Here is a 13,634-nt window from a genome sequence, read left to right on the forward strand (position 1 = left end):
ATCCCACTTATAGGTTGAGTCTGGCGGCCATAGCGGCAGTGTAACTCCTGTACCCATCCCGAACACAGTAGATAAGCCTGCCCGCGTTCCTTACTGTACTGAAGTGTGCGAGCCTTCGGGAACTCTGGATCGCTGCCATACTCACCTTATAATACTTTACTTTTCATAAACTGTTTTTAAAATTAGTTTTTGATTAATTTTATATCGCTTTTTCAATCCATTTTTGAATCGCTTTTTCTCATATTCTACTTTATAGACCTTCTTATGACTACAAAAACAGATATTCGTCTTTTTCCATAAGAAATAAAGGCGATAAGAAATAAAGGCGTTTTCTGATTCTTTTAATGCTCATGTTTTTGCATCGTTATCGTCTAACTGCTGCCAATTTGGTAGGATATTTTGTATTCTTACGTGATCGGTGGAGTTAACGATTTAAGAAAGCAATAAAAAAGGCTAAAAATATATTCACAAATTCTATTTTCAATATCTCATCTTATAACTCTCCTTAAAAAAATATTCCTGGGATACTGGAAATGTTTTACCCTTTAGTCAGGGCATCTCATGAATGGCCCCAGGAATCTCTTAAAAGCAATCTTTTCAAAGTATAGGTCCAGAGGAACTTCCTTATCCATAGATCTGCTGTGCCAGATAGGTCTGGATACCTATCTGTCCAATCTGGTCGAGCTGGGCTTCTAACCAGTCGACGTGTTCTTCTTCTTCCTTCAGGATAGATTCGAGAAGGTTTTTAGTGTTGTTATCTCCCAACTCCGTCACCAGGCGAATGCTTTCGTTATAACCTTTGACGGCCCCTACTTCAGCCTCAAGATCATGCTCATGCATCTTCGGCACATGGGAACCAATGGTTATTTCGTTCAGTTTGCTAACTATGGGCTTTCCTTCCAGGAAGAGGATGCGTTCGATTAGTTTTTCAGCGTGTTTCATCTCGGCAATGGCCCGCTGCTCGATTGCCTCACCCAGTAGTTTGTAGTTCCAGTTTTCGCACATCTCAGCATGAACAAAGTACTGGTTGATAGCAGTCAGTTCCTCGGCCAAACGAGCGTTTAGACTCTCGATAATCTTTTCGTCTCCTTTCACAAATAAACCCCCTATGCAAAAGAAATTATAATTTTCACAATTTATAATTATAGTTTATGAATATTTTTATGTACCCACCAGTTCCTGAAAGTGTTGAAGTTTTTCATTGGGGAAACAATGTTGTTGAACCTGGTTTTTGGGTTTTTCGACCACAGAAACCGTCTCAAATTCTGAGTAATAGCAACCAACTACCAGTGAAATCAATGTTAAATTTTAGCGAATTCTGAATATTATAAAAATCGTCTAAAATTGTTAAATATCATGAAGTCTTTAATTATTGTGGGGAATATATTATGAGTGATGAAAATAAAACGAGTCAAGATAACGAGAGTAGGTTCAGGTATAGACTTGGTAAGTGGCTTCTGAATAGAAATGAATGCGTCTTCATGAGTGTAATAGATCAGAACAGGGACGATAAATCTATACACAAGCACTTAATTGGATCAATTAATAATTGGGTAAACAAAAAGGAAGAATTTGCAACACAGGAAATGGTTTCTGAGATATGCGAGTTCATTAAAAGCGAAAATGAAGACCTTTACTACCGTTTAATGGAAAAATGCGCTCTAAAAGGAATAAATGTAGGTGAAGGTATATTTGAAGCACTGAGCATGTGCAAGTGTGAAGAAGCAGTAACTAATCCTCAATGTGGCATAACTGACGACGCATCTGGTGTGTGAGATCTCCAGTCTGCTTTCTGATTTTCGTGAACATTCAATGCAATGCTATTTGTGCTGTATTAGTTATCCAGGTTCGTGTTCGGTGGGGGTCTCTACATTATGTGCCTCTACCGTTACGGGCTTATAATGAAATTTCTCTTAATTTTACTGAGATCAAAGGATCTTATCAGAACATTTTAATAAATTCATCTAAATAATAATTAAATCTATACTTATTGGGGGTAACTCATGGGTTATATCGAAACCTGGAAAGAGGTAATGCAAAGTCCGTCTGACTTTTACAGAGAAATGCCTAAGACCGGAGGGTATACTGATCCGCTTACCTTTGCAGCAATCAGTTTCATCATATACGCGTTTTTAGCCGCAATTTTAACCGTACTCTTTGGCCCTGGAATGTATATGGGCTGGATGCACGGTGGAACGTATGGTGGGATGTACGAGGGCATGTTCGGTAGTTCGAGAGGGCTTGGCTTTTTCACGATACTTATGACTGTGATCATAACACCTATTACAGGTATTATTTCTATCTTTATCGAAGCTGCAATACTCTATGTTATTTATAAAATACTTGGAGGAACGGGAAGTTACGAAGGCACTGTAAGATTCATTTCTTATGCAACTGCTATACTGGTACTCTCCTGGATTCCTATTGTCGGCTGGATTGCCGGAATTTACGGGATATATCTCTATATTGTGGGTGGAATATATGTCCATGATATAAGCATGGCAAGGTCCGTAATAGCTATACTGCTACCAACTTTACTTATAATCCTGTTTATGGCCATATTTATGGCATGGATATTTGCTTTCTCAGGATTATCTCTCTTCGGGTTCTTTTCTACGGGGGTTATCCTTTTATAAGAACAACTCCCTCTACTTTTTAGTCACGTTCTCTGTAAAAATTTAAAAACCGATTGCCTCGAGCTAAATATTTATATATTAGAAATTACTTTAATTGAAGCTACACGAGCAATACGTGATCAAGAATGCCAAGATGGCGGAGCGGCTACGCAATCGCCTGCAGAGCGATTCCATTCCGGTTCGAATCCGGATCTTGGCTTCTTACTTAAACAATTTATTGCTCTAAATTTTTAAAGTATTCCAAACGAATTTGCATAATGCCAAGATGGCGGAGCGGCTACGCAATCGCCTGCAGAGCGATTCCATTCCGGTTCGAATCCGGATCTTGGCTTTCCTTTAAAAACCAATCTTTTTTCCAGAACTTTTAATTTCCTGAGAACTTTTAATTTCCTGATTCTTACGACTTTTCCTTAAATTCTTTTTCGTTTGGTCTGCTTAAGCAAAGCGACCACGTAAATGAATCATCATATAAGTGGATCACATAAGTAAATCGTATGCCTGCTTCTGATATGTAATTTAGAGCTTACTTTGATCCAGGTTCAATTCCGAACCTTAATTTTATATTAGAGAAGACTGATTTTTGAGCATGGACATTGATGAACTCATGAAGAGGCTCTTTGAACTTTATCCTGAAGCTTCTAACGATGCCTTTACAGATCCTTTTTTTGCGCTAATTTCCACTGTGATGTCCCACAGAACCCGGGATGATGTAACCTATCCAGCGGCTAGCAAGCTTTTTGAGAGATTTTCTACGCCTGAAGAAATGGTGAGAGCTGATGTTAGCGAGATTGAAATTCTTATAAAAGATGTGGGCTTTTATAGAGTTAAAGCCGGAAGAATAAAGGAAATCTCCAGACTTCTTCTAGAGAAATATGATGGCAGGGTTCCTGACGATATGGAAGCTCTTCTTGAACTGCCTGGAGTTGGCAGGAAGACTGCTAACTGCGTGCTTGCGCATGCCTTCCTTAAGGATGCCCTTGCCGTGGATACTCATGTTCACAGGATTTCTAACAGGCTTGGTCTGGTAGAGACAAAAGCTCCTGAAGAAACTGAAATCGAATTAAAAAAGGTCTTTCCGCAAAAATATTGGAGACATATAAATCTCCTGCTTGTAAAATTAGGGCAGAATACCTGCCGGCCCATTTCTCCCAGGTGCAAAACATGCGCTCTTGATGATATCTGTCCTAAAATTCTCCTTTAATAGGGAGTTTTTGTGTTTCCGGAAATTTCGAAGTCAAACTTCAATATGGCTCCGAAAACTTCAAAGTCAAACTCCAAAATCGAACTCCGTACCTCTCTATGGCTCTATCAGGTTGCGGAAAAAACCTGCGAGGCGATACGAGATTATTTATATAAGGCTGGCATTTAGCAGGCAAAAGGGTTATTCGTATCCTTAGTTAATAGTAAAATATTTCCATGTACACGGCTATCCATACCGTTATCAATACTCAGTATCATATAATTTATCACATTTTACGAGGTCAAATATGTTTCAAATAGGAGAAGCTTTAATGGGGCAGGGTGCAGAACTTGCCCATGTTGATTTGATGATTGGAGACAAGGGAGGACCCGTAGGTCAAGCTTTTGCAAACGGCCTGACCCAGCTTTCAGTCGGCCATACTCCACTCCTGTCCGTTATCAGGCCCAATCTGCCTCCAAAGCCTTCAACTCTAATTATTCCGAAGGTTACGGTAAAAAATATGGATCAGGCAGGAAAAATTTTCGGACCTGCTCAGTCAGCCGTTGCAAAGGCAGTAGCAGACTCAGTTGAAGAAGGCGTAATCTCAAAGGATCAGGTTGAAGAAATTGTCATTGTAGCCAGTGTTTTTATTCATCCTGATGCCCAGGATTACAACAAGATATACAGGTATAATTACGGAGCCACAAAACTTGCAATCAAGCGTGCTCTCAAAGGCTTCCCGGACATAGACACTGTTCTGGAGGAAAGCAACAAGTCTACCCATGCTATCATGGGATTCAAGGTTATAAGGCTCTGGGACCCACCCTATCTGCAGGTTGCTTTTGACAATCCTGACATCCAATTTGTGCAGTCTGCCATCTCCCAGATTCCTAAAAGTGATCACGTTATTATCGAAGCAGGCACACCTCTTATCAAACGCTATGGTATGGATGTCATTTCAAAGATCAGACAGGTAAGGCCTGATGCCTTCATAGTAGCTGATCTGAAGACTCTGGACACCGGAAACCTTGAAGCAAGAATGGTTGCTGATGCTGCAGGAGACGCTATTGTAGTCTCTGCCCTTGCTCCTATCAACACTATTGACAAGCTTATCGAGGAAGCTCATAAGACAGGCATCTATGCAGTCATGGACACGCTTAATCAGCAAGATCCAGTTTCTGTCTTAAAACAGCTTAAGGTCATGCCTGATGTCATTGAACTCCACCGTGGAATTGACATTGAGGCCACTGAACATGCATGGGGCAATATCGCCGAGATCAAAAAGATTGCTCCAAAAACTCTGGTTGCTGTTGCAGGCGGAGTCCGTCTGGACAAGGTGCCTGTGGCTCTCAGTCAGGGTGCTGACATTCTTGTGGTGGGCCGTGCTATTACTAACGCAAAAGACGTCAGAGAAGTTGCCGAGCAGTTCATCAACAGCCTTAACAAACCGGAAATTGACCAGTTCAGGATCATGACTGACTTCTAAGCAGGTTTAGGAATTTTCCATAAAAAGGTTTAGGAATTTTCCATAAACAGGTTTAAGAATTTCCCGAAAAAGGTTGCCGAAAACCTACTGCTAAAAACTTACCGCTAAAGGGGAAAAACATGCAGTGATTTCGGCAGAAACCTTTAGAGAAAGCGTTGAAATTCGCGCTTTCCATTCTTTTTACTTTTCAAGAGGGGATTTTTTTGGGTTTACCATTCATTGTATTGAACTATAAGACTTATTTACAGGGTACTGGTCAGGGAGCAGTGGAAATTGCAAAGGCCTGTAAAGCCGTATCCGAAGAGTCAGGTATCGAGATAGCAGTAGCTCCGCAGCTTCCGGATATTTACAGGGTAGCTTCGGAAGTTGAGCTTCCGGTCTTTTCACAGCATCTGGATGGAATAGGAGCAGGAAGCTTCACAGGCCATGTTTTTGGAAAATCCATAAAAGAGGCAGGTGCTGTAGGAACTCTGATCAACCACTCTGAAAAGCGTCTGACCCTTGCAGAGATCGAGGCATCGTTAAAGGCTGCAAAGGAATTCGGACTCAGGTCAATTATCTGCACTAATAATGTCCCGACAACTGCAGCAGCAGCAGCTCTGGGTCCGGATTATGTTGCAATCGAGCCCCCCGAACTTATAGGGAGTGGAATCCCTGTTTCAAAAGCTGACCCCGAAGTTGTTAGCGGTTCGGTTGAGGCAGTTGCAAAAATTGATCCCAGGGTAAAGGTACTCTGCGGAGCCGGGATTTCCAAAGGTGAAGATCTCAGGGCAGCCCTTGACCTTGGTTCTCAAGGCGTGCTTCTGGCATCTGGAATTGTGAAAGCTGCAGACCCAAAAGCCGCACTCGAAGACCTTATCCGTCTGGTTTAAGTTTTGTTTTCTTGAATTTCAGGTTGAGCTTTGTTATTTGCATTTAAGTACTTGGTGAGAGGTTTTACCGCTCTTTTATCTCCAATGTCAATTAGCAGGAACACGGAGTTCTCCCTGATATTCTTGTTTTCACTACTCAGGCCTCTTATTAGAGGTTTCACTGCTTCTTCTTTTCTATCAATAAGGATCTTTGAAGCGCAGTTTCTTACTTCTTTGTTATTATCTCCCAAAGCTCTGACAAGAGTTTCAGTTGCTTTTTCATCTTTTATCTCTCCTAAAGCAGTAACGGCAGAGAGCCGAATTCTGGAGTTATTATCCTCAAGAGCCTTCTCAAGAGTTCCAACTGCTTTTGGATCGTTTATTTTTCCCAGAGCTTCTAAAGCAGTGCATCTGAGTGTTTCATTTCCATCTACTGCAGCACTATTGAGCACACCCACAGCTGTGGCATTACCTATATTTCCAAGAGCCCATGCTGAAGCGGTTCTCACATTTTCGTCTCCATCTTGCAGTGTCACAGTTAAAGATTTCACTGCTTTTTGGTCCCCTATTGCCCCCAGAGCCAGAGCTGCATTTTGCCTTACTTCGGGATCTTCATCGGATAGTAGCTGGATTAAGGATTTAACTGCCTTCGGGTTTCCAATTTCTCCCAGAGCAAGGGCTGCACAACTTTTTACGGAATCGTTTTCGTTTAAAGCCATGATAAGAGGGTCTACTGCCCTTTGATCCCCAATTTTTCCGAGGGAAATGGCACTGCACTCTTTCACATTGTCGTATTTATCCGTTTTCAGGGCAATTGATAAGGGTTCCACTGCCTTTTTGTTTCCAATTTCTCCAAGAGAAAAGGCTGCACAGGCTTTTGTCTCATTGCAGTCTTTGACCAGTATTTGAATAAGAGGCTCGATAGAACTTTCTTTTCTCATTCCTCCCAGTGCAAGTATAGAGCTGACTCTCACATAACTCTCTTCATGTTTTAATGCATCTAAGAGTTTCTCCGGCGCTTTTTTATCTTTAGGATTAACTCCGGAAGCCTCTTCGTATTTTTTTATGTTTTGAGGGTCTGCTTTCAGTGCATTGATGAGGGGTTTTGTTTCTGAGTTCCCGACATCTTCAAAGGCGTTTGCTACTTCCTTCCGAAAGTTCAGGTCTTTTTCTTCTACAGCTTTCTGGAGAGTCTGGTCTACTTTTTCGTCACCTTTTTTTTCAGTAAGTTCAGCAGAAGTTTCTGTTTTTTCCTTGAAAAGTTCCTCAAGTTCTGGAACGGCTCTCTTGTCTCCCATTTCAATGAGTGAAAAAACAATATATTTTCTAACAGTCTTATTCTGGTTCTCAAGAGATTTTATCATATAAGGGACTGCGGGTTCTCCGATTTCTACAAGAGCTCTGGCACAGCTCAATCTTGTTTCTTCATTTTCAGCCGAGAGATTTTGAATGAGAGGTTTTATTGCTCTTTTATCTCCTATATTTCCAAGAGCCCAGGCGGCTGTACTGCTTGTATATGCGTCATCATCTGAAAGGGCTTCTATAAGGGGCTTAACTGCTGGTTTCCCGATTCCAACAAGAATATCACCAGCATATTGCTTGACATTCTTATTTTTATCCTTTAATGCCTGAATAATCGGTTTAGTGTTTCTGTCTCCCGTTTCTTCAAGTGTTTTTACAGTTATATTTCTGACTTTTTGGTCAGGGTCTTTTAACTGCTGGACGAGAGCTCCTATTGATTCTTCTTCTCCTAATTTTCCAAGAGATTCCACGACAAGACTCCTTACTTCAGGATCTTCATCTGAAAGAGCACTTATCAGGGCTTTTTCGGCTCTCTGATCCCCAATCTCTCCCAATTCAACAGCGGCAGTACAGCGGATTTCCTTATCTTCACTTGAAAGGGCCTTAATCAGGGCTTCTGTTGCTCTCTCTTCACGGAGTTCTCCGAGAGCGACAATGGCTTTCTTTCTTGTTTCTCTATCTTCGTCATTCAATGCTTTTATCAGGGGTTCAGTTGCTTTTTTGTCCCCTATTTTTCCAAGGGCTTCCACAGCATTCCTTCGAACTTTTTCGTCCTTCTCTGAAAGTGCCTGAATCAGAGACTCTTCAGCTTTTTCTCCTCCAAGTTTCCCCAGAGCTTCTGCTGCATTGGACCTTACCTCACTGTTATTATCTTCGAGACTCAGGCAGAGTGCCTCAACAATTTCCTCATTTTCTACTTTTCCTGAGAATAGGGTTCCTCCCCAGTCATCTTCCTCTGAAGAAGAACCTGTCTTTTCAATTTCCCCAAGAGCCCAGGCTGAATTGGAGCGCACCTTTTCATCTTCGTCTGAAAGTGCCTGAATTAATTGTTTTTCTGCTCTCTGGCTTCTTGCATTACCAAGAGCTAGAGCTGCACTGCTTCTAACCTTCGAGTCTTCGTCATTCAAAAGCTCTATTATGGCTTTTTCTGCTTTTTGCCCACCAATATTTCCAAGAGCCAGAGCTGCTTCACATCTTATTTCCGGGTTTTCAGAGTCAATAACTTCTATAAGAGGATCTACAGCTTTTTCTCCCATTTCTTCCAGAGCGAATCTGGCTTCCTTTCTGGAGTCTATATTGTCATTTCCTAATGCCTTTATCAGAGGCTCTATAGCCTGTTGAGTTTCTGACTCATTCGTATCTAACATGGTTGTTTCATTGGAGTTTTCATTGGTGCTTTCGCTGATCCCGGAAGCAGCTCCAACCAGTGTTAGTGTGGGAGGTTCTATAGCCTGTTGAGTTTCTGACTCATTTATATCTAAGATGGTTGTTTCATTGGGGTTTTCTTTGTTGCTTTCGCTGATTCCGGCAGCAACTCCAACCAGTGTCAGTGTGAGTAGTAACAGTAAGATTTTAGGCACTGAATGATTCATATTTTATACCGTTTCCGTAAATTCAATGTCAGTTTGATTTTGAAGTTTAGAGCCTTAAGTTTTGTAGATATTTTCTGAAATAATGAATCTAGCTTAACGTTAAATGAATATCTTGATACATTTTTGGTATATATTTAGTTTCTTGCAATTGATTTATGTAAATTTTTGCAAAACAAATTTTCAGGAATTTACATTCTTACCAGGGGACGGTGCCTGATGAGGGATATGCTTGGGTGATGAAAATTGATGCATCGAAGGAATTATAGAGAAATTTTAAAAATCTCCATAGGGTATTCATTAATCTAATTTTTACTTTACTATTTATTACTAAAAAAATCATTAATTAAAAATCATTAATTATACCGTATGTTATGAAAAAATACTTTTCAAGAATCCACACCGGAAAATCTATCCTCAAAAATTCGATAGTAATACGCTGCGGGCAATTAGTTTCAGCTTCCAGAAAGCGTCTTCCGGGGCGCGCTTTGAGAGCTTCTCAATTCCATGACTGCTATAAATGTTTTTTAGCATTCTCCAGGTTTTTACCTTTTTTCAAAGATTGAAAAATGTCAGGCAATTAACGTCTAGCACGAGACTTCAACAGGAGAGCATTGTTATTTTAAACTAACAGTTCTGTTGCTTTATACTGAAAATTCATTTTTCAATATATTTGGAATTGTCAGAGATGCGTCTTCCGACTAGCTAATGATAAAATAGTTAAAATATTCTAGTATTTGGGTAAGAAATATTACTCTTTCAGCTAAAAGTTCCCTCCTGTGAATGAAAAATTAAAAATGCTTTTCAATCTAATCTTTATATACTAATTCTAAGATTCTATGCTAAGAAGGCTTCTCCAAAGTTTAAATTTCAGGGATAATCATTCTTTTTCCTTTATGTTCCAGTATCTCGACGTTTATTCCATATGCTTCTTTTATTTTTTCAGGAGTCATCACCTTTTCCGGGACTCCAGAAAAAATTATATTTTCCTCAGGGAATGCCAGAACCCCCTCATTTTCAGGAGAAGCATCCTGGCTATATTCATATCGGTTATCAAAATTTCCGTTTTCGAATTTATGCAGTTTTCTCAGGAGAATAATTTCATCAGAAAACATAAGGGCATGGTTTGGTTCGTGAAGAGTCATCAGCACGGTTATATTTCGGCTTCTGGCAAGGTTGATTATAGTTTTCAGCACATGTATCTGGTTTTTCAGGTCAAGGAAGGAAGTTGGCTCATCGAGTAACAGAAAATCAGGCTCTTGGGCAAGAGCTTTTGCAATCATTACCAGTTGCCTTTCTCCTCCACTTATATGGGTATAGGGCTTCTGCGCAAAGTGTGCGATTCCCATAAATTCCAGAACCTCGCAGGCTTTTTCTACATCTTCTTTCCCGGGGGTTGAAAACATGGAAATATAGGGCATCCGGCCTGTAAGCACAACATCCAGTACGGAAAAAGGAAAGGAGGATTTGTGCATCTGGGATACATACCCCAGAATCCTTGCAAGTTCTCGGTTTGCTATTTCTTCTATATTCCTGCTGTCGATATACACAGTTCCTTCATTCTGTCTAAGAAAACCGTTTATAATCTTAAGAAGAGTAGTTTTTCCGCATCCGTTTGGGCCTACAAGGGTTACTACAGACCCTTTTTTTATTGAAAAGTTGATATTGTTTAAAACCAGGTTTTTATCATAGCTCAATGTCAGATTCTCTACGGAAATACCTCTGTTTTTTTGAGTCTTTTTTTCGTTCATTCCCATCCCCCTGCTTTTGTAGTCCTTAAAAGGTAGAGAAAAAAGGGAGCTCCAAGAAGCGTGGTAATAATTCCAACAGGGATTTCAAACCCGAAAGCGGATCTTGCAATATCATCTACGAGGGCCAGGAAAGCAGCTCCAAAGGTTATGGAAAGAGGTATGATCTTCCTGTGGTCTGGCCCAAAGACCATTCTAAGTATGTGGGGTACTATCAGGCCCAGAAGCCCTATAATTCCTGCTACGGCTACAGCTGCTGAGGCTGCAAGGGATGCAGCTATTATAAATATTGCTTTATATAGTTCGACGTTCATGCCTACTGCCTTTGCTTCTTCTTCTCCCAGAGCAAGAACATTAAGTTTCCAGCGCAGGAGATATATGATAAGGCAACCGACGGCCACCAGTGGAAATGAGTCCGAAAACTTTGACCAGCAGGCGGTATGGAGACAGCCCAGGGTCCAGTAAACTATGCTCTGGACGGCCTTTTCGTCAGTCGTATACTGAATTATCGAAAGTAAAGCTCCGAAAACAGACGACGTAATAACTCCTGAAAGTATGAGGGCAACGGTTGAAGTCTGTTTTCCTACTCTGGCCATTGTATAGGAAAATCCAAGTGCTACCAGGCTGAAGATAAAAGCTCCTATCTGGGCTGGAAGCTTGGGAATAACTGCAATAGACAGTGCAGCCCCAAAAGCTGCTCCTGAAGAAAGGCCAAGAATGTAAGGGCTTACGAGTGGGTTCCTGAATATTCCCTGAAATGTAGCTCCTGATATTGAAAGAGCTGCCCCTACTGTCATGGCAAGCAGAACTCTCGGGAACCGGATATTGAAGATAACTGTGTCATAAACAGAAGGGTAGCTGTATTCATATGATGTAATATGCGATAGAAGAACCCTAATAAGTTCTGGAGGAGATAGTGAGTAGGTTCCGAGGAAAATTGAGAAGAAAAACACAGGCACTGGCAAAAATAAAAAGATTATGAATGCCAGATTTTTCCAGTCTAAAAAAAAAGAAGTTTCCGGCCTGCAGGCCGAGTATCCATAATTTTCTTCTTTTTCGGGGAACTTCATTTAGACCGTGTCCCTTATGCTTTTTCAAATCCCGGATAGTGCACTCCGTAGATTTCTACGTAATAACTGTCTACTTCCTGTGTAAGGTTGATATTTGCAAATTTGTCCGGGTGCAGGTCTTTTGCAACATGCATCATTGCAAGAGGGAGTCTCGGGGAATGGAAGTCATAGACGAATGGGTCTGAGATCTCGTACACTCTCTTGTTTTTCACTGCCGAGATATCTTTCCACGTACTAAAGTCAATTCCATCCACAGTGTCCCCTGAGGTTATGTTTACTGGGTCAAGGTTCTCGTTATTCCACATGTATATGACTTCAGGGTTCAGCTCAAGCAGAGTCTCAAGGTTCAGAGTTGGGTGTTCTATACTCTTTGTTTCGTTTGTCCAGTTATTGAGGACATTTACTCCGCCTGCTCTTTCTATCAGGTCATTTGCTGTACTGTTGAGACCTGCTGTACCGTATACATCACCCCACATCCAGTAAACTGTCGGTTTTTCTTCGGCAGACAAATTTCCGGTTACATCCGTAACCTTCTTCATATATTTATCCATAATGTCGATTACTTCTTGTCCGCGTTCTTCATTTCCAATGAGTTTACTGAAAGTTTTCATCTGTCTTTGCAGGTCATCAAGACTGTCAATGAAAACCCCGTACACAGGGACCTTGAGGTTTTCTTCAATTGCTTTTATATCCGCACTATCCCAGTCTGATGCCCAGAGGAACACAACCTGAGGATCTACGCTTGCTATTTTTTCATTGCTCGGCTGTTCACTTCCGTTAGAAAGCCTCTTTTTATCATAATTTGGGTCTATGGCCCTGAAGAAAGGCGCCTTTGTATCTTCATACCACACAGCACCTATTCCGCTAATCTTATCAGCCCCTCCTACGGCATACATGGAGTTCATGGCGTTTTCAACCAGGAACACGGATCTTTCACATGGATATGGGATTGTTATTTCTCTGCCTATATCATCAGTAACCGTTATTTCATCGTTTTCATCTGAACTGGAACTGCCTCCAGAACTGGAACTGCCTGCTTTGTTTCCTGAACTAGCAATTGTGACCTTCTCCGTGGCAGCAGTGTCATTTGTAGGAGTTGTTTCATTTACCGGCGCAGTGTCATTCGTTTCTACTTCTTCAGGAGTTATCCTTTGGGCAGTATCGTTTTCTAAACTATTCTCCTTTTCCTGGGCCTGGACGACATTTTCAGTAACCTGATCTGTACTTGTTTTTTCTTTGTCTTCCGAACTATTAGTACAACCGCTTAAAAAAACTGAGACAAGTAATATAATGGCAACGAAGAAAACTTTAGTTTTTGTATTCATTTTTTGAACCTCTTTGAACCTCTTTTTATGTCCTCAGCAGCTTCACTTTCTACAACCATTCACTATTATTTCTCGCAAACTCTTCACTCTTTATTCTTAATACGTTATGTCAATATTATTCTATTAACTCATAAAAATAAGGAAAAAAAGTAATTTAATGTTACTTTAATATCTTAATGTAATACTATTTGTTTATTTAAGTTTGTTGAGGTAAGCTAAAACAGATACATTTATATGTCGCATATTTACCTGATTCTTTATTTTTTCCTGGCAATTTCCGTCCTTAAGTGAAGAACTGCCGTCAAAATGTCAGGAAAGTGAGAAGTAGCTTCCAGATACAGCCCCATTTCCAGAATCAGACTTTTTAAGTTTCAGGTCTTTCAGTTTTGTGAATATTCTCATCCAAAAACTGTATGAAAATTTTAGTAAACCAGTTGGTAAAAGCAA

General features: G+C 40.6%; 10 protein-coding genes, 2 tRNA genes and 1 rRNA gene. 8 read left to right on the forward strand and 5 right to left on the reverse strand.

Annotated features, from left to right (window positions below):
* Positions 1–19: 19 nt before the first annotated feature.
* Positions 20–141 (forward strand): 5S ribosomal RNA (gene rrf / locus FXW07_RS15340).
* Between the two features lie 483 nt (positions 142–624).
* Here the strand turns inward: rrf and bfr are convergent.
* A complete protein-coding gene (gene bfr / locus FXW07_RS15345) occupies positions 625–1,095 on the reverse strand; it encodes a bacterioferritin (protein ID WP_229396157.1) in 471 nt (156 codons plus the stop codon).
* Between the two features lie 293 nt (positions 1,096–1,388).
* Between bfr and FXW07_RS15350 the strand changes: the two genes are divergently transcribed.
* The 7 genes from FXW07_RS15350 to tpiA all read left to right on the forward strand — a co-directional run bounded on the left by FXW07_RS15350 (position 1,389) and on the right by tpiA (position 6,174).
* The gene (locus tag FXW07_RS15350) at positions 1,389–1,775 is read left to right on the forward strand and encodes a hypothetical protein (RefSeq protein WP_048116648.1); all 387 of its coding nucleotides are present in this window, start codon (positions 1,389–1,391) and stop codon (positions 1,773–1,775) included.
* 228 nt (positions 1,776–2,003) lie between these two features.
* Complete coding sequence (locus tag FXW07_RS15355; protein ID WP_229396158.1) at positions 2,004–2,636, forward strand: YIP1 family protein; 633 nt, start codon at positions 2,004–2,006, stop codon at positions 2,634–2,636.
* A gap of 127 nt (positions 2,637–2,763) precedes the next feature.
* Positions 2,764–2,835, forward strand: a tRNA-Cys gene (locus FXW07_RS15360).
* 60 nt (positions 2,836–2,895) lie between these two features.
* Positions 2,896–2,967, forward strand: a tRNA-Cys gene (locus tag FXW07_RS15365).
* A 255-nt stretch (positions 2,968–3,222) separates the two neighbouring features.
* On the forward strand, positions 3,223–3,837 hold the full coding sequence (nth, locus tag FXW07_RS15370) for an endonuclease III (RefSeq protein WP_229396222.1): 615 nt from the start codon (positions 3,223–3,225) through the stop codon (positions 3,835–3,837).
* 286 nt (positions 3,838–4,123) lie between these two features.
* On the forward strand, positions 4,124–5,302 hold the full coding sequence (locus FXW07_RS15375; RefSeq protein WP_229396159.1) for a bifunctional 5,6,7,8-tetrahydromethanopterin hydro-lyase/3-hexulose-6-phosphate synthase: 1,179 nt from the start codon (positions 4,124–4,126) through the stop codon (positions 5,300–5,302).
* Between the two features lie 203 nt (positions 5,303–5,505).
* On the forward strand, positions 5,506–6,174 hold the full coding sequence (gene tpiA, locus FXW07_RS15380) for a triose-phosphate isomerase (protein ID WP_048116659.1): 669 nt from the start codon (positions 5,506–5,508) through the stop codon (positions 6,172–6,174).
* Here the strand turns inward: tpiA and FXW07_RS15385 are convergent.
* From FXW07_RS15385 to FXW07_RS15400, 4 genes are all read right to left on the reverse strand, one after another.
* Positions 6,171–9,047 (reverse strand): HEAT repeat domain-containing protein, encoded by a 2,877-nt coding sequence (locus FXW07_RS15385; protein WP_229396160.1) that lies wholly within the window; start codon positions 9,045–9,047, stop codon positions 6,171–6,173. The two genes, tpiA and FXW07_RS15385, sit on opposite strands and share 4 nt — an antisense overlap.
* 860 nt (positions 9,048–9,907) lie before the next feature.
* On the reverse strand, positions 9,908–10,795 hold the full coding sequence (locus tag FXW07_RS15390; protein WP_229396161.1) for an ABC transporter ATP-binding protein: 888 nt from the start codon (positions 10,793–10,795) through the stop codon (positions 9,908–9,910).
* Complete coding sequence (locus FXW07_RS15395; protein WP_229396162.1) at positions 10,792–11,862, reverse strand: iron ABC transporter permease; 1,071 nt, start codon at positions 11,860–11,862, stop codon at positions 10,792–10,794. Before FXW07_RS15395 ends, FXW07_RS15390 begins: the two co-directional genes overlap by 4 nt.
* 14 nt (positions 11,863–11,876) lie before the next feature.
* Positions 11,877–13,187: an iron ABC transporter substrate-binding protein gene (locus FXW07_RS15400; RefSeq protein ID WP_229396163.1), complete on the reverse strand. Its 1,311-nt coding sequence runs from the start codon at positions 13,185–13,187 to the stop codon at positions 11,877–11,879.
* Between the last annotated feature and the right edge of the window lie 447 nt (positions 13,188–13,634).

Origin of the sequence: Methanosarcina sp. DH1, from assembly GCF_020804205.1 — an archaeon.
GTDB classification, from domain to species: Archaea; Halobacteriota; Methanosarcinia; order Methanosarcinales; family Methanosarcinaceae; genus Methanosarcina; species Methanosarcina vacuolata.